This is a genomic window from Microlunatus panaciterrae, assembly GCF_016907535.1.
In the GTDB taxonomy this organism is placed as follows: Bacteria; Actinomycetota; Actinomycetes; order Propionibacteriales; family Propionibacteriaceae; genus Microlunatus; species Microlunatus panaciterrae.
Window position 1 is genome coordinate 199,475 of record NZ_JAFBCF010000001.1, and the last position, 16,741, is coordinate 216,215.

A 16,741-nucleotide genomic window follows, 5' to 3' on the forward strand; every position below is an offset into this window, starting at 1 on the left:
TTGCGGACAAAATCAACCTTCGGGTGAGAGGGGTGCAGCGGGGTGGGTCCCGCCGCCGAACAATGGGTTGTGCACACCCGGCCTGCGGACAGACCGTGGTCACAATCCCAGCAAGCCTACCAAGTCTTCGACGGCTTGGCCCACTTCGCCGTTGACGATGACGTGGTCGAACTCCGAGGCGGCGGCCATCTCCTCTCGGGCGGTCTCCAGCCGCCGGGCCCTTTCCTCGGCCGACTCGGTGCCCCGGCCCACCAGCCGGCGCACCAGTTCCTCCCACGAAGGTGGGGCCAGGAACACGAACCGCGCGTCGGGCCAGGACTGCCGCACCTGCCGGGCACCCTGCAGGTCGATCTCCAGCAGGGCCTCCCGACCCTCGCTGATCGCCTGGAGAACGGGGCCTCTGGGGGTGCCGTAGCGGGCGGAGCCGTGCACACTGGCCCATTCCAGCAAGGCATCGGTTTCGATCAGCTGGTCGAACTCGGCCTCGGTCAGGAACAGGTAGTGCTCACCGTTCACCTCGCCTGGCCGGGCGGGTCGGGTGGTGGCCGAGATCGAGACCCAGATCTGCGGGTAGTCGGCACGCAGACGCTCGACCACGGTGCCCTTGCCCACTGCTGTCGGACCGGAGAGAACGGTCAGATGGGTCCCACCCGGCGGTGAAGGGTGTCGTGTCCCGCTCGTCACGACTCGCGGTTCCCGGCCGACTGGCGCTGGCCGGAGAACTCGGCGATCAGGGCGGCAATCTGGTGCTTGCCGAGCCCGCGCAGCCGGCGGTTGTCGGCGATGTCGAACCGGTCCATCGCCTCGGCCGCACGGACCGTGCCGACCCGGGGCAGGGCCTTGAGCACGTCGATGACCTTGGCGTGGGCGATCACCGCGTCAGTCTCGGCGATCTCCAGAACCTCGGCGATGGTCAGGGTGCCGGCACGCAGCTGCTGCTTCATCTCGGCGCGGCGTCGCCTCGCCTCGGTGGCGGCAGTCCGCGCCTGCCGGCGCTGTTCGTCGCTGAGGGGCGGAATCGACACGACGTGCTCCCGATGGCTGGTCCCTGGCGGTGCGGCGAGGCACCGGGCCACGCACTAGGCCTGAACCTACCCCACCGAGAGGATGGGCCCAATCCGGGCCAGCCAGCCGGCGGCCACCTGTCGCAGCGCCTCCGGGTCGGGCCCGGCGGAGATGATCTCGCGGCTGGCGCTGGGCAGCACCAGCGTGGTGGCGTCAGCGAACACGTCCGCCAGGTCTTCCGGCCCAGCGCCCTGCGCGCCGAGCCCAGGCGCCAGGATCGAGCCGCCCAGCCGGCTGAAGTCGAAGGAGTTGCGACCGATGGTGGCGCCCACCACGAGCCCGACCGGGCCGATCGGCAGTCCACTGGCCGCATTGAGGGCACTCGCCTCGTCAATGATGGTCTGTGCGACCGTACGCCCTTCGGCGGTGACGGCGTACTGGAACTGGGGGCCCTCGGGGTTGCTGGTCAGCGCCAGCACGTAGACACCGCGTCCGTTGCTGACGGCCAGGTCGATGGCACCGCGGAGCGAACCGAACCCCAGATAGGGGCTGAGGGTGATGGCATCGGCTGCCAGCGGCGACCCGTCGGCGAGGTAGGCAGCCGCGTAGGCGTCCATGGTCGAGCCGATGTCACCGCGCTTCACGTCCAGCAGCGAGAGCGCCCCGTACGCACGGCAGTCGGCAAGCACGCGCTCCAGCACGGCGATACCGGCCGAGCCGTAGGCCTCGAAGAACGCCGACTGTGGCTTGAACACCGCGACCGTCTCCCCCAACGCCTCCACCAGCCCGCGCGCGCAGCGCTCCAGCCCGGAGACGTCGCGGGGCAGGTCCCAGCGGTCCAGCAGGGCGGGATGAGGGTCGATGCCGACACAGAGGGCGCCCCTGGCCCGGACCGTCTCGCCAAGCCGCTGGCCGTACGGGGTGCCGGTCGAGGTGGCGACAGTCATCGGACGATCTCCTTCTGGTTGACGGTGAGCTGGTTCAGCTCGCTGGTCAGGGCAGGGCCACGGAAGATGTATCCGGTGTAGACCTGCAGCAGGCTGGCCCCCGCGTCCAGCATCGCCTGGCCGTCGGCGGCGGTGAGGATCCCGCCGACCCCGATCACAGGCAGCGTGGTCTGGCTGGTGAGGTGGCGCACCACCGTACGGGCCCGGACGGTCAGCGGAGCGCCGGACAAGCCTCCCGACTCGTGACCGAGCATCCGATCCGACGGCGCCAACCCGTCCCGGCTCAGCGTCGTATTGGTGGCGATGAGTCCCTGGATCCCGCTGTCGTGGCAGACGGTCAGCACCTCGTCCAGGGCGGTCTCGGTCAGGTCGGGAGCGATCTTGACGAAGATCGGCACCGGACCGGCCGGGTCCGCTGCCGCCAGCAGCCGTGCCTCCGCGGTGAGGGCGCCGAGCAGCTCGGCCAGCGCCGCCTTGTCCTGCAGACTGCGCAGACCGGGCGTGTTCGGGCTGGACACGTTGACTGCGACATAGTCGGCCCGTGGTGCCAGCAGCCGCAGCGAGCTGAGATAGTCCGCGGTCGCCTCCGCCAGCGGCGTCGACTTGGTCTTGCCGATGGAGATGCCGACCGGGATGCCGACGGCGTTGTTCCCACGGCGGACCCCGGCGGTGTCGAGTCGGTCGGCCAGAGCCTGGGCTCCGTCATTGTTGAAACCCATCCGGTTGATGATCGCCCGGCTGTCGCGGAGGCGGAACAACCGCGGTCGCGGGTTGCCGGGCTGCGGCCGGGCGGTGACGGTGCCGAGCTCGGCGTGGGAGAAACCGAGCGCGCCCCACGCCTGGACTCCGATGCCGTTCTTGTCCATCCCGGCGGCCAGGCCGACCGGGCCGGGGAACCGGATGCCCGCGACCGTCACCCCGTCGGCCGGCCGACCCACCAGGCCGCCGACCACACGCAGGGCCGCCGGGTGACCCCCCAGCCGGGCGATCATCCTGAGGGTGCGTTCGTGCACCCGCTCGGCGTCACCTCCGGCGGTGCGGAACAGCGCCGGCCGGAGGACGGTGCGATAGCCGACGTCGAGCATCCGGCTCCGACCGCTCATCGCTGCGGTCACCGATCTCCGGCGGCCGCCCGCGCCCAGCTCTGCAGTGACCGCACCCCGACCTTGCCGGCCCGGTTGGCCTCGATGCCCTGCACGCAGGCGGCGAGTCCCTGGACAGTGGTGATGCAGGGAACGTTGCGGAGCACCGCCGCGGTCCTGATCTCGTAGCCGTCGAAGCGTGGCCGACCGCCGAGCGTCAGCCCGTGCGGGGTGTTGAAGACCAGGTCGATCTCGTCATCGTGGATGGCCTGCACGATGGTCTTCTCGCCGTCGGGGCCGGGACCCTGGCTGTGCTTGCGCATGGTGGTGACCTCGATCCCGTGCCGGCGCAGCACCGAGGCGGTGCCGGCAGTCGCCAGGATCTCGAAGCCGAGGTCGGCGAGCCGCTTGACCGGGAAGATCATGTGCCGCTTGTCCCGGTTCGCCGCCGACACGAACACCCGGCCCTCGGTGGGCAGCGAGCCGAAGCTGGCCGCCTGGCTCTTGGCGAAGGCGGTGCCGAACGACACGTCCAGACCCATCACCTCACCGGTCGACTTCATCTCCGGACCGAGGATGGTGTCCACCGACGACCCGTCCGGGGCCCGGAACCGGTTGAAGGGCATCACGGCCTCCTTGACGGCGATCGGTGCTCCGGCCCAGTCGGTGGCCCCGTCGCCCTGCGCCTTCAGCAGCCCCTCGGTGCGCAGCTCGTCGATGCCGGCGCCGAGCATGATCCGCGCTGCCGCCTTGGCCAGCGCGGTTCCGGTCGCCTTGGACACGAAAGGCACTGTTCTGGAGGCGCGCGGGTTGGCCTCCAGGACGTAGAGCGTGTCACCGGCCAGGGCGTACTGGATGTTGAGCAGTCCGCGTACGCCGACGCCGCGCGCGATCGCCTCGGTCGACTCCCGGATCCGGTCGATCACCTCGACACCGAGGGTGATCGGCGGCAGGGCGCAGGCCGAGTCGCCGGAGTGGATGCCCGCCTCCTCGATGTGCTCCATCACGCCTCCGAGGTAGAGCTGGGAGCCGTCGTAGAGCGCGTCGACGTCGATCTCGACCGCGTCGTCGAGGAACCGGTCGACCAGCACCGGGTGCTCCGGCGACACCTCGGTCGCGCGCTCGATGTAGCTCGACAGCGAGCTCTCGTCGTAGACGATCTCCATCCCCCGGCCGCCGAGCACGTAGGACGGACGCACCAGCACCGGATAGCTGATGTCGTCCGCGATCCGCTTCGCCTCCTCGAACGACCGGGCCATCCCGTGCTTCGGGGCGGGCAGGTTCTCTGCCGCCAACACCTGGCCGAACGCCCCCCGTTCCTCCGCCAGATGGATCGCCTCTGGGCTGGTGCCGACGATCGGCACCCCGGCGTCCTTGAGCGCCTGGGCCAGCCGGAGCGGGGTCTGGCCCCCGAGCTGGACGATCGCTCCCGCGATCGGTCCGGCCTGCTGCTCGGCGTGCACGACCTCGAGGACGTCCTCCAACGTCAACGGCTCGAAGTACAGCCGGTCGGAGGTGTCGTAGTCGGTGGAGACCGTCTCCGGGTTGCAGTTGAGCATGATCGTCTCGTAGCCGACCTCGGACAGCGCCATCGAGGCATGGACGCAGGAGTAGTCGAACTCGATGCCCTGCCCGATCCGGTTGGGGCCGCTGCCCAGGATCAGCACGGCCGGACGATCCCGCGGAATGACCTCGGTCTCCTGCTCGTAGGAGCTGTAGTGGTACGGGGTGCGGGCGGCGAACTCAGCGGCACAGGAGTCGACCGTCTTGTACACCGGCCGGATCCCCAGGGCCCAGCGGACGCCGCGCACGACATCCTCCTTGAGGTTGCGCAGCGCTGCGATCTGGGCGTCGGAGAAACCGTGCCGTTTCGCTGTCCTGAGCACGTCGGCTGTCAGATCGGGAGCGTCGCGGACCTCGGCGGCCACCTCCAGCAGCAGCTGCAGCTGGTCGATGAACCAGGGGTCGATGCCGGTCGCGTCGAACACCTGCTCACTGGTGGCGCCGGCGCGCAGCGCCCTGAGCACCACTCCGAGCCGGACGTCGTGCGGCCGGGCGGCCTCCTGGAGCAGCTGGTCGACCGACTCGGTGATCTCGCTGCTGTAGTCGAAGGGAGCCCGCGGGTCCTCCAGGCTGCGCAGCGCCTTGCCGAGCGCCTCGGTGAAGTTGCGCCCGATCGCCATCGCCTCGCCGACGCTCTTCATGTGGGTGGTCAGGGTGCTGTCCGCAGAGGGGAACTTCTCGAAGGCGAACCGGGGCACCTTCACCACCACATAGTCGAGCGTGGGCTCGAAGCTGGCCGGTGTCTGCTCGGTGATGTCGTTCGGGATCTCGTCCAGGGTGTAGCCGATGGCGACCTTGGCGGCGATCTTGGCGATCGGGAAGCCGGTCGCCTTGCTGGCCAGCGCGCTCGAACGCGACACCCTTGGGTTCATCTCGATGACGATCATCCGCCCGGTCGCGGGGTCGATCGCGAACTGGATGTTGCACCCGCCGGTGTCCACGCCCACCGCACGGATGACTCCGATGGCGACGTCGCGCATCCGCTGGAACTCGCGGTCGGTCAACGTGAGCGCAGGGGCGACGGTGATCGAGTCGCCGGTGTGGACGCCCATCGGGTCCAGGTTCTCGATCGAGCAGACGATGACCACGTTGTCCGCCCGGTCACGCATCACCTCCAGCTCGTACTCCTTCCAGCCGAGGATCGACTCCTCGATCAGGACCTCGGTGGTCGGGCTGGCCGCCAGGCCCGCACCGGCCATCCGACGGAGCTCGCCGTCATTGTGGGCGAATCCCGAGCCGACGCCGCCCATGGTGAAGCTCGGCCGGACCACCAGCGGATAGCCCAGCTCGCCGGCGGCGGCCAGCACCTCGTCCAACGTGTGACAGATGATGCTGCGCGCGACCTCGGCCGGGCCGCCCTCGATCCCCGTCAGCGACTCGACGATGGCCTTGAACTGCTCGCGGTTCTCGCCGCGCTGAATGGCCTCGATCGAGGCGCCGATCAGCTCGACGTCGTACTTCTCCAGGACTCCCGCCTCGTCCAGCGCGATCGCGGTGTTCAACGCGGTCTGGCCACCCAGGGTCGCCAGCAACGCGTCTGGACGCTCCAGCGCGATCACCTGCTCCACGAACTCCGGGGTGATCGGCTCGACGTAGGTCGCGTCGGCGAACTCCGGGTCGGTCATGATGGTCGCCGGGTTGGAGTTCACCAGGATGACCCGGAACCCCTCCGCCTTGAGCACCCGGCACGCCTGGGTGCCGGAGTAGTCGAACTCGCAGGCCTGGCCTATCACGATGGGCCCCGAGCCGATCACCAGTACGGATGAGATGTCGTCACGACGAGGCATCAGGCCCGCCCTCCTGTGGTCTCGGGATCGGAGCCCGGTGTCCTGCGGGCGGCCATCATGTCGATGAAGCGGTCGAACAGATAGCTCGCGTCGTGCGGACCGGCCGCCGCCTCCGGGTGGTACTGGACAGAGAACGCGACTAACCGACCATCCGGTGCGGTGAGCTTGAGCCCCTCGACCACCTGGTCGTTGAGGCCGATGTGGCTGACCTCGGCGATGCCGTACGGCGTCTCGGTGGGCCGGTCGACCGGCGCGTCCACGGCGAAGCCGTGGTTGTGCGCGGTGATCTCCACCCGGCGGGTCTGCAGGTCCATCACCGGTTGGTTGATGCCGCGGTGGCCGTATCCCAGCTTGTAGGTGCCGAAGCCCAGGGCGCGGCCGAAGAGCTGGTTGCCGAAACAGATCCCGAAGTAGGGGATGCCGGCCTCCAGGATGCGAACCAGCAGCTGCACCTGCGCATCCGCCGCACCGGGGTCGCCGGGACCGTTGGAGAAGAAGACCCCATCCGGCTGCAACGCGGCGATCTGCTCGAAGGTGGAGTCCGCCGGCACCACATGCACCTCGATGCCGCGCTCGGCCATCCGGTACGGCGTCATGGTCTTGATCCCGAGGTCGACCGCGACCACCCGGAACCGGGGCCTGCTGCTGCCGTCGATCTCATGAGCGGGCACGACGTAGGGCTCGGCCACGCTGACCTGCGGGGCCAGGTGGGCGCCGACCATGCTGGGCGCCTCAAGCACCCGCTCGAGCAACGCGGCCGGGTCGGTCTCGGTGGTGGAGATGCCCACCCGCATCGCGCCACGCTCGCGCAGATGCCGGGTCAGGGCGCGGGTGTCCACCTCGCTGATGCCGACGATCCCCTGCGCCCGCAGCTCGTCCTCCAGGCTGCGCTTGGACCGCCAGTTGGACGGCACCCGGGCGGCGTCACGGACGACATAGCCGGCGACCCAGATCTTGCCCGACTCGTCATCCTCGTCGTTCCAGCCGGTGTTGCCGATGTGCGGCGCAGTGGCGACGACGACCTGGCGGTGGTAGCTCGGATCGGTGAGCGTCTCCTGGTACCCCGACATCGCGGTGGCGAAGACCGCCTCACCGAAGGTCTCACCGCGCGCGCCGAAAGGTTTGCCGACGAAGGACCGCCCGTCCTCCAGAACGAGGAGAGCCCTTCCGGCTGGCGACTGCCGGGTGCCCGGGGTCACCATGTCTGCCTTGGGTCACTGTCGCAGGTGTGCCAGGTCTGGGCCTGACAGATCTGGCAACTGCGGTCGAGCTGGTGTCGGGCGCGCAAGTAGGGCATGACCGTCCTTTCCTGCCTCACTGGACAGGTCTTAAAGGTTGGTTGAACGCCTTCGAGGCTATCAGCCACCACCGAGTGCTCTCGAATCGACAGTAGTCTGCGGACATGAACGCCGACCAGCTCGACGCCAGCCACCCGCCCGGACAGTCCGCGCTGGCGACTGCCGAGCGCGAGATCACCCGGTTTCTGCGCCGGTCGCGGATGGCGTCGCAGCAGCTGGCGGCCAGCGTGCATCCCGACCTCGACCCGGCCGGCTACGGGATCCTGGTCAACCTGTTCGAGCTGTCCGCAACGATGCCGCACGGCGTCCGCGCCTCCGATCTCGGTGCGGCGCAGGGCCTGCACAAGTCGACCACCAGTCGCAACATCGCCGATCTCGAGGCTCTCGGGCTGATCCGGCGGGTCCCCGACCCCAGCGACGCGCGGGCGCGGCTGGTGCAGTTCACCCCCAGCGGCGAGCATTCGCTGCGCCAGATCCGGGCGGCCCGCAGGCTGAAGCTGTCGCAGTCGCTCAGCCGGTGGCCGGCCGAGGACGTGGAGAACCTCTCCCGACTGCTGCGTCGGCTCGGCGACGACCTGCTCTAGCGCGCCCGGACGTGGGGTGCTGCCGGTGGGCAAATCGTCCCTACAAGTTAGTTGCATGATGCAACTGCTTCTCTTATAGTTGCGTACAGCAACCAACGAGAGGCGGTTCATGAACGTCCGGCCCGAGTCCACCAGCGACCTGTTGTCGTCGCTGAGCGAGCTGATCCGTACCGTGCGCCAGCTGGGACACCGACATCACGCGGCCTTGGGGCCGACCGGCACTCCGGTGGCCCTGCTGAAGGTGCTGCGGGACGGCGATGTCCGGGTCAGCGACCTGGCAGTCCGACTGGCGCTGGCGCCGTCGGTCGTGTCCCGTGCGATCGTCCCCTTGGAGCGCGACGGTCTGGTCGAACGACTTCCCGATCCCGCCGACGCCCGCGCCTGCCGGATCTCCCTGACTGCGGCCGGGCAGCAACGCCTTGCCGAGGTCCACGGCGACTACGTCCTGCGTCTCACCGAGCTGCTCACCTCCTGGGACGAGGCCGAGGTCCGGTCGGCGGCCCGGCTGATGCGCAAGCTGCAGGGCACCCTGGCCGACGGCATCGACGCGGAGACCGACCTGCGCCTGCGGGTTCCGGCCCTGATCACCCCATCCTGACCGACCACTGACCGACAGGTACCCACCATGACGACAACGGGCCCTCTAACAACAACGGGCAAGATGACGACAACGGTCGCTGCTCCGCCGCACGCATCGGACCAGACCATGTCGCACCGGCAGATTCTGGAGGCGATGACCGGCCTGATGGCCGCGCTCTTCACCGCCCTGCTCAGCAGCAACATCGTGGCCACCGCCCTGCCGACCATCATCGGCGCACTGGAGGGGACGCAACGGCAGTACACCTGGGTGATCACCGCATCGCTGCTGGCCACCACGGTGAGCACCCCGATCTGGGGCAAGTTCTCCGACCTGTTCAACAAGAAGCTGCTCGTCCAGCTGTCCATCCTGGTCTTCGTGGCCGGGTCGGTCGGTGCCGGCTTCGCCCACGACGTACCGTTCCTGATCGGCTGCCGGGTCATTCAGGGACTCGGCATGGGCGGCCTGACGGCACTGACCCAGTCGATCATGGGATCGATCATCGCCCCGCGCGAACGCGGGCGGTACTCCGGCTACATGGGCGCCGTGATGGCCGTCAGCACCGTGTCAGGCCCGCTGATCGGTGGCGTGATCGTCGACAGCGCCCTCGGCTGGCGTTGGTGCTTCTTCGTCTGCGTCCCGCTGGCGATCATCTCACTGTTCGTCCTGCAGGCCACGCTGAAGGTGGAGACCATCCGACGCGAAGTCCGGATCGACTATCTGGGCGCGCTGCTGATCGCCATCGGCGCCAGCCTGCCGCTGCTCTGGGTGACCTTCGCCGGCAACGACTTCGACTGGTGGTCGTGGCAGACCGCCGCCTACCTGGTGCCGTCCGCGCTGGTCATCGGGCTCGCCGTCCTCGTCGAGCTCCGGGTCGCGGAGCCGACCGTACCGCTGCGGGTGCTCAACAACCGGACCGCGGTGCTGGTGATCATCGCCAGCGTCGCGGTCGGTATCGCCATGTTCGGTGGCACCACCTTCCTGGGCCAGTACTTCCAGGTGGCCCGGGGCTACACCCCGACCCGCGCCGGTCTGATGATGATCCCGCTGATGGTGTGCATGCTGATCTCCTCGACCGGCGCCGGCCAGATCATCAGCAGGACCGGCCGGTGGAAGAAGTTCCTGATCGGCGGCGCCATCCTGCTGCTCGCCGGCCTGGCCGGGCTGAGCACCCTGGACCACACCACCCCGCTGTGGCAGACGGGCATCTACATGGGTCTGATGGGTCTGGGCATGGGCGCGATGATGCAGAACCTGGTGCTGGCGGTGCAGAACACGGTCGATGTCGCTGACATCGGGGCGGCCTCGGCCACCATCGCCTTCTTCCGGACTCTGGGCGGCGCGGTCGGCGTCTCGGTCCTCGGGGCGGTGCTCGCCACCCGGGTCAAGACCAACATCACCGATGGACTCACCCGACTGGGCGTCCCGACGGCCGGCTCGTCCGGGGAGGGCGCCACCCTGGACCTGACGAAGCTTCCGCCGCCGGTGCTCGAGGTCGTCCGGGCGGCATACGGTGACGCCACCGGCAGGATCTTCCTGATCGGCGGGATCGTCGCAGTGCTGGCGCTGGTCTCGGTGCTGTTCATCAAGGAGGTCCCACTGCGGACCACGGTACGGATGACGGAGAACCTGGAGTCGAGCGCCGGGACTCCTGCCGTCGCCGATCCTGAGCCGCCCGCCTCGGAGCCGGTGCGCGCCGGCGGGCCGATCTCGGCCGGTCGGCGGGCACGGACGTCCGAGCCTGAGACTGCCGACCCGCGTGCCGTCGAGACCGGGGCGCCCGAGTCGGGCGGCCTCAACTCCGACACCGACTCGCTTGACGACCCGGAGCAGCGGATCGCCGTCGCCGCACTCGACGTCCTCACTTCGGCGCAGGACAGGTCCAGGCAGCATCTGGAGTCGTCGGAACAGAGCCGGGTCGAGGCCGCAACCAGGATCGACCGGCTGTCCGCCGAGATCGACGCTGTGGCGGCGGGGTTCCAGGCCGAGCTCGACCAGATCAAGAGCCGGCTCCAATCGGTGGACTCGGGCGCCTCGCTCGGTCGGGACGGAGTCGGCGGCGACAACCTGCGCAGCTATGAGTTCGGGCTGCTGCTGAACAGTCAGCGCACCGCCAGCCGGGTGACGTCGGCGGCCCGAGAGGAGGCGGAGCGGCTCACCTCCGAGGCGCGGGCCCAGATCCACGAGCTCGAGCATCGGATCGAGACGCTCCGGCAGGTGGAGCAGGAACTCGAGCAGCGGGCGGCCGATCGGCTCCGGCTCGAGCGCAGCTAGCCCCCGGACCCGCCGGCGGCTGGCTGCTCGCGGCTGACCACCGGCCGGGCCGGTCAGCCGTGCGGCGCGACCGCGACCTTGGTCGCGACGATGGTGCCCAGGACGCCGTTGACGAACCCGGGCGACTCGTCGGTGGACAGGTCCCCGACCAGGTTGAGCGCCTCGGACACCGCGATGGAGTCGGGAAGGTCGGAGTAGTCGATCTCGAAGACGGCGATGCGCAGGCAGTTGCGGTCGACCCGCGGCAGCCGGTCCAGGCTCCAGCCGTCGGTCAGGGCGGCGCTGATCCTGGCGTCGATGTCGTGGCGATGCTCACTGAACCCGTGCACCAGCTCGGCCGTGTAGTCACGTACCGGCGGGTCGGCGTCGGCCGTGCGCTCGGCCAGCGTGTCGAGCAGTGCGGACCCGCGCAACTCTGCCTCGAACAGGATGTCCAGGGCGCGCTTGCGTGCCTTCGATCGGGTGGAACCCTTGCTCCGGGCGGTCATCGATTGCTTCGCGGAAGTCGAGTGCTGTGTGGGGCCATGGAACAGTGCCGGCTCAGCTGGCGACGCGGCCGAGGTAGTCACCCGTGCGGGTGTCGACCTTGACCTTCTCGCCGTTGACGATGAACAGCGGGACCTGGATCTGCTTGCCGGTCTGGAGCGTGGCGGGCTTGGTGCCGCCGGTGCTGCGGTCGCCCTGCAGTCCCGGCTCGGTGTAGGTGACGTCCAGCTCGACCGACGCTGGCAGGTCGAGGTAGAGCGGGGTGCCCTCGTGGATGGCCACCGTGGCGACCTGCTCCTCCAGCAGGTAGTCCTTGGCGTCACCGACGACGGCATCGTCGATCGTCACCTGGTCGTAGTTGGAGGTGTCCATGAAGACGTAGCCGGAGCCGTCGTGGTAGAGGTACTGCATGTCGCGCCGGTCGACGTTGGCGGTGTCGACCTTGCTGTCGGAGTTGAAGGTCTTGTCGACGATCTTGCCGGAGGTCACGTTCTTGAGCTTGGTGCGGACCACGGCGTTGCCCTTGCCCGGCTTGTGGTGCTGAAACCAGACCACCGACCACAGCTGGCCGTCCAGGTCGAGGACCATTCCGTTCTTGATGTCATTCGTCGACGCCACGCGATAACCCTTTCAGAATTCTGAGATGCCCGGCACGGACACAGGAAGTCGTGCCTCGAGGGCAGCGGCCCAGTTTAGCCCGGTCGCCACGTTTTCTCGAAGTCGGCCCGTTCTCGAAGCGGCCCGGTCCGCGCCGGCGGCACCTGGCTAGGCTCGTCCCGTGACCGGGCCCCCTTTGCCACCGGCCGCCCCGAGGCAGGTGCCGGAGCGGCAGGCCGCCGCGCTGCCGCGCGATGCCATCGCCGACGACGCCGTCCTCAACGAGCTCGACTACAGCCATGCCGAGCTGGAGGGGTCGACGGCCGAGTTCGCCGAGCTGTTCGGCTGCCGCTTCGCTGACACCGCACTGGCCTCGACGGTCTGGTACCGCGCCTCGGTGGTGGACACCGAGTTGCACAGCTGCGACCTGGCCAACGCCGAGTTCACCGAGTCCGGCTGGCAACGGCTGCTGGTCGAGCGGAGCAGGCTGACCGGCCTGCAGCTGGCCGGCTGCACGGTCCAGAACGTCCGGTTCGTGGACGACGTCATCGACCTCTCCAACTGGCGGTTCGCCAAGCTGGCCAGGGTCGTGTTCGAACGCTGCTCACTGACCGGCAGCGACTGGAACACGGCCCGGCTGGAGAACGTGCTGTTCGACTCCTGCGACCTCACCGACGCGCAGTTCAGCTCGGCGACGACCTCGCGGACGCGGTTCCAGCAGTGCACGCTGGACGGCCTGCGCGGCGTCGCCAGCCTGTCCGGCTCCGTCATCGACCCGGTGAACGTTGTCGACCTGAGCCTTCAGCTCGCTGCCGCGCTCGGCATCACCATCGCCACCGACTGAGTGGGTGGGATCCCTACTGACCTCGGTAGGGATCCCACCCGGAAGCGGTCTCAGGCGGCCACCTCGGCGTAGGCGGCCCGCAGCAGGCTCTCCTCGGGTCCCTCCAGGATGGCGGCCTTTGCCAGGCCATCCAGGATGACGAAGCGCAACGTCGAGCCGCGGGTCTTCTTGTCCAGGGCCATCGTCGCCCGGAGGTCGTCATAGGCGGCGGCCGGATAGCTGACCGGCAGACCGAGGCTGGCCAGGGTGTTGCGATGCCGGGCCGCCGTCTGGGCGTCGAGGTGTCCGGCGAGCCGGGACAGCTCCGCGGCGAACACCTGCCCAACGCTGATGGCCTGGCCGTGCCGCCAGCGGTACTTCTCGCGGCGCTCGATCGCATGGCCGAGAGTGTGGCCGTAGTTGAGTAGCTCCCGGCCGACGGCGGACCCGCTGGACGTCCGTTCGCGTAGGTCCGTCGACACCACCGACGCCTTGACCTGGATGGACCGTTCCACCACCTCCCGCAGCCCGGCCGCACCGGGATCGAGAATGCCCACCGGGTCGGCCTCGACCAGGTCCAGGATCACCGGGTCCGCGATGAACCCGCACTTGACCACCTCGGCCATCCCCGAGACCAGCTCGGTCCGGCCCAACGTCTGCAGGAGGTCGAGGTCGCACAGTACGGCGGCAGGCTCGTAGAACGACCCGACCAGGTTCTTCCCCTCGGCGGTGTTGATCCCCGTTTTGCCGCCGACGGCAGCGTCGACCATGCCGAGCACCGTCGTCGGGACGGTGACGAGGCGGACGCCTCGCAACCAGGTGGCAGCCACGAAGCCGGCCAGGTCGGTGGTCGCGCCGCCACCCAGCCCGACCACCGCATCCGACCGGGTGAAGCCGGCCCGTCCGAGCGCCGACCAGCAACGCACCAGGACGTCGGCGGTCTTGGCGTCCTCCGCATCCGGCACCTCGACCAGCATCGGCTCGATCCCGGTGTCCGCGAGCTGTTCTTGAACCCGCTGCGCGAGCGTGCCCAACGTCGGCGGATGCAGCACCGCTGCCCGCTGCACCCGATCCCCCAGCACCTGCCGCAGCCGGGCCAGCACTCCGGGACCGACCAGGACCTCGTACGGCGACTCAGCCGAGACCTTGATCGAGGTCTCAGCCATCCGCAGGCTCTCGTCGGTCGACGTCCAGTCCGTCAACGATGATCCGGACCACCTCTTCGGGCGAACGGTCGTCGGTCGGCACGGACTGGGAGGCGACCTCCGCGTACAGCGGCGTGCGCTCGGCCAGCAGCTTGATCAGCCGCCCACGGACGTTGCCGAGCAGCAGCGGCCGGGCCTCGGTCATCCCGACGCGCTTCGCGGCCTGGGCCGGGCCCACCTGCAGCCACACCACCTCGCGACCCTTCAGCGCCGCCCGGATCTCCGGCGAGATGACCGCACCGCCACCGAGCGACAGCACCCCGTCCTCGGCCAGCAAGCGCAGCGTCGTCGCCTCCTCCAGCGCTCGGAACACCGGCTCACCGTCATCGGCGAAGATCTCCGCGACCGGCTTGCCAACCTCCGCCTCGATGACGGCGTCCACATCACGAAACGTCAGCCCGAGCCGGGCAGCGAGCAGGGCGCCGACGGTGGACTTGCCGGAGCCAGGGGCGCCAACGATGACGACAGGCCCGCTCACGACTGGTGCACCTGAAGTCCGCGCGCGGCCACATCGGCCAGGTACGCCTGGCAGTTGCGTCTGCTCTCGGCCACGGAGTCACCACCGAACTTCTCCAGGCAGACGTTGGCCAACACCAGCGCCACCATCGCCTCGGCTACCACTCCGGCGGCCGGCACAGCGCACACGTCGGAGCGCTGGTGGTGCGCCACCGCCGCCTCCCCGGTGGCGGTGTCCACGGTCCGCAGCGCCCGCGGCACGGTGGCGATCGGCTTCATCGCGGCCCGCACCCGCAGCACCTCGCCGGTGCTCATTCCGCCCTCGGTGCCGCCCGACCGGTGTGAGGCGCGGGCGATGCCGCCGTCGCCGAGCACGATCTCGTCATGAGCGGCGCTGCCACGCGACCGGGCCAGCTCGAAGCCGTCGCCGACCTCGACACCCTTGATCGCCTGGATCCCCATCAACGCCCCCGCGAGCTGCGCGTCCAGCCGGCGGTCCGCGTGCACGTGCGACCCGAGACCAGGCGGCAGGCCCCAGGCCACCACCTCGACCACCCCGCCCAGGGTGTCGCCGTCCTTCTGGGCCGACTCGACCTCGGCCACCATCGCCGCACTCGCGTCGGCGTCGAAGCAGCGGACCGGGTCGGCATCGATCATCGCCAGGTCAGCCTGCCTGGGAATCACCCCGTACGGCGCCCTGGCCCGGCCCAGCTCGACCACATGGCTCAGTACGGTGATTCCGAAGGCCTGCTCGAGGAAGTGCATCGCCACCCGACCGAGCGCGACCCGGGCGGCGGTCTCGCGGGCCGACGCGCGCTCCAGGATGGGCCGGGCCTCGTCGAAGGCGTACTTCTGCATGCCCGCCAGGTCGGCGTGGCCGGGGCGTGGGCGGGTCAGGGCGGCGTTGCGGGCCTGGCCGGCGAGCACGTCCGGGTCGACCGGATCGGCCGCCATCACCGTCTCCCACTTGGGCCACTCCGTGTTGGCCACCTGGATCGCCACCGGACCGCCCTGGCTCTCGCCGTGCCGGACGCCGCCCAGGATGGTCACCGCGTCCGCCTCGAACTTCATCCGGGCGCCGCGGCCGAACCCGAGCCGCCGACGCGCCAATGCGTCGGCGATGTCCCCGGTGGTCACCCGGACGTGGGCCGGCAGCCCTTCCAGGGTGGCAACCAGTGCCGGGCCGTGTGATTCTCCCGCAGTAAGCCAACGCAGCATGGGCGCAAGTCTTTCACGCGCCGGCCCGGCGGCTCAGTTCCGCCCGTCCTGCAGACATCAGGACTGCCGGGTCAATATCGCGACCGGTCATCAGCCTGACCTGGAGCACCGCCTGCCCGACCAGCAGGTCGAGCCCGTTGAGCACCGCGACGCCGAGGTGCTCGGCCGCCGAGGCGAGCGCGGTCGGCCACGGGTCATAGACCACGTCGAAGATGATCGGGGCCGCCGCCACCGCGTCGGCCGCCACCGCGTCGGCCGCACCGGCGGTGACGGTCGAGACCAGCAGGTCGGCTGCCGGCAGGGGCGATCCCCATGGCTGGACGTCCAGCCGCAGCCCCAACGCCAGCGCCAGCGGTCGGAGCGCCTCGGCCCGGCTCGGGGTCCGGGCGACGACGATCACCCGTCCAGCGCCCAACTCTGCCGCCGACGCCAGCGTCGACCGGGCGGTGGCACCGGTGCCCAGCACCACGACCGTCGCCAGGTCACCGCGTCCTGCTCCGAGCCCACCGCGGACAGCCGAGACCAGCCCGCCGACGTCGGTGTTGAAGACCCGCCGCCCGTCATCGTCGAAGATCAGGGTGTTGGCGGCCCCAACCAGCCCGGCGACCGGGTCGACCTCGCCGAGGCCGAGCGCCACCACCTTCAGCGGCATCGTCAGGCTGAGGCCACGCCAGCTGGCGTCCCGTCCCCGGACGAAGTCGGGCAGGCCGACCTCGTCCATCTCGTGGCGCTCATACGACCAGTCGGACAGACCCAGCTCTTCGTAGGCAGCCAGGTGCAGCGCCGGGGACAGTGAGTGCTCGATCGGCGAACCGAGCACGGCGCACTTCGTCCTCACC

Annotated in this window: 16 protein-coding genes; 4 read left to right on the top strand and 12 right to left on the bottom strand. The window is 69.7% G+C overall.

What is annotated here, in order from left to right:
- Positions 1 to 99: 99 nt before the first annotated feature.
- From gmk to carA, 6 genes are all read right to left on the bottom strand, one after another.
- A complete protein-coding gene (gene gmk / locus JOE57_RS00895) occupies positions 100 to 684 on the bottom strand; it encodes a guanylate kinase (protein WP_204915971.1) in 585 nt (194 codons plus the stop codon).
- The gene (mihF, locus tag JOE57_RS00900) at positions 681 to 1,025 is read right to left on the bottom strand and encodes an integration host factor, actinobacterial type (protein WP_204915972.1); all 345 of its coding nucleotides are present in this window, start codon (positions 1,023 to 1,025) and stop codon (positions 681 to 683) included. The genes gmk and mihF overlap by 4 nt, the downstream gene beginning before the upstream one ends.
- A 66-nt stretch (positions 1,026 to 1,091) precedes the next feature.
- Positions 1,092 to 1,952, bottom strand: a complete 861-nt coding sequence (gene pyrF / locus JOE57_RS00905) for an orotidine-5'-phosphate decarboxylase (protein WP_204915973.1) — start codon at positions 1,950 to 1,952, stop codon at positions 1,092 to 1,094.
- Complete coding sequence (locus JOE57_RS00910) at positions 1,949 to 3,067, bottom strand: quinone-dependent dihydroorotate dehydrogenase (RefSeq protein WP_338041089.1); 1,119 nt, start codon at positions 3,065 to 3,067, stop codon at positions 1,949 to 1,951. The genes pyrF and JOE57_RS00910 overlap by 4 nt, the downstream gene beginning before the upstream one ends.
- Positions 3,064 to 6,384, bottom strand: coding sequence for a carbamoyl-phosphate synthase large subunit (gene carB, locus JOE57_RS00915; protein WP_204915974.1), 3,321 nt, complete (start codon positions 6,382 to 6,384; stop codon positions 3,064 to 3,066). Before carB ends, JOE57_RS00910 begins: the two co-directional genes overlap by 4 nt.
- Complete coding sequence (carA, locus tag JOE57_RS00920) at positions 6,384 to 7,586, bottom strand: glutamine-hydrolyzing carbamoyl-phosphate synthase small subunit (RefSeq protein WP_204915975.1); 1,203 nt, start codon at positions 7,584 to 7,586, stop codon at positions 6,384 to 6,386. The genes carB and carA overlap by 1 nt, the downstream gene beginning before the upstream one ends.
- A 200-nt stretch (positions 7,587 to 7,786) precedes the next feature.
- Between carA and JOE57_RS00925 the strand changes: the two genes are divergently transcribed.
- From JOE57_RS00925 to JOE57_RS00935, 3 genes are all read left to right on the top strand, one after another.
- Positions 7,787 to 8,266, top strand: a complete 480-nt coding sequence (locus JOE57_RS00925; RefSeq protein WP_204915976.1) for a MarR family winged helix-turn-helix transcriptional regulator — start codon at positions 7,787 to 7,789, stop codon at positions 8,264 to 8,266.
- Positions 8,267 to 8,375: 109 nt separating this feature from the next.
- Positions 8,376 to 8,864: a MarR family winged helix-turn-helix transcriptional regulator gene (locus JOE57_RS00930; RefSeq protein WP_204915977.1), complete on the top strand. Its 489-nt coding sequence runs from the start codon at positions 8,376 to 8,378 to the stop codon at positions 8,862 to 8,864.
- A gap of 63 nt (positions 8,865 to 8,927) precedes the next feature.
- Positions 8,928 to 11,117: an MDR family MFS transporter gene (locus tag JOE57_RS00935; RefSeq protein ID WP_239578801.1), complete on the top strand. Its 2,190-nt coding sequence runs from the start codon at positions 8,928 to 8,930 to the stop codon at positions 11,115 to 11,117.
- Between the two features lie 53 nt (positions 11,118 to 11,170).
- On the opposite strand, the gene nusB is transcribed toward JOE57_RS00935, so the two are convergent.
- Together nusB and efp are read right to left on the bottom strand one after the other, a co-directional pair.
- Positions 11,171 to 11,605, bottom strand: coding sequence for a transcription antitermination factor NusB (gene nusB / locus JOE57_RS00940; RefSeq protein ID WP_204915978.1), 435 nt, complete (start codon positions 11,603 to 11,605; stop codon positions 11,171 to 11,173).
- A gap of 52 nt (positions 11,606 to 11,657) precedes the next feature.
- Entirely contained in the window at positions 11,658 to 12,221 is a 564-nt protein-coding gene (gene efp / locus JOE57_RS00945; RefSeq protein ID WP_204915979.1) for an elongation factor P, read from the bottom strand.
- A gap of 160 nt (positions 12,222 to 12,381) precedes the next feature.
- Between efp and JOE57_RS00950 the strand changes: the two genes are divergently transcribed.
- A complete protein-coding gene (locus JOE57_RS00950; RefSeq protein WP_204915980.1) occupies positions 12,382 to 13,044 on the top strand; it encodes a pentapeptide repeat-containing protein in 663 nt (220 codons plus the stop codon).
- A 50-nt stretch (positions 13,045 to 13,094) separates the two neighbouring features.
- Here the strand turns inward: JOE57_RS00950 and aroB are convergent, their stop codons facing one another.
- Genes aroB through JOE57_RS00970 form a run of 4 tightly spaced genes read right to left on the bottom strand, consistent with a single transcriptional unit; the run spans position 13,095 to position 16,740 of the window.
- Positions 13,095 to 14,189 carry a 3-dehydroquinate synthase gene (gene aroB, locus JOE57_RS00955; protein ID WP_204915981.1) on the bottom strand — a complete coding sequence of 365 codons (1,095 nt, stop codon included), beginning with the start codon at positions 14,187 to 14,189 and terminating at the stop codon, positions 13,095 to 13,097.
- The gene (locus JOE57_RS00960; protein ID WP_204915982.1) at positions 14,182 to 14,706 is read right to left on the bottom strand and encodes a shikimate kinase; all 525 of its coding nucleotides are present in this window, start codon (positions 14,704 to 14,706) and stop codon (positions 14,182 to 14,184) included. The genes aroB and JOE57_RS00960 overlap by 8 nt, the downstream gene beginning before the upstream one ends.
- Positions 14,703 to 15,902, bottom strand: coding sequence for a chorismate synthase (aroC, locus tag JOE57_RS00965; protein WP_204915983.1), 1,200 nt, complete (start codon positions 15,900 to 15,902; stop codon positions 14,703 to 14,705). The genes JOE57_RS00960 and aroC overlap by 4 nt, the downstream gene beginning before the upstream one ends.
- A 13-nt stretch (positions 15,903 to 15,915) precedes the next feature.
- A complete protein-coding gene (locus JOE57_RS00970; RefSeq protein WP_338041090.1) occupies positions 15,916 to 16,740 on the bottom strand; it encodes a shikimate dehydrogenase in 825 nt (274 codons plus the stop codon).
- Between the last annotated feature and the right edge of the window lies 1 nt (position 16,741).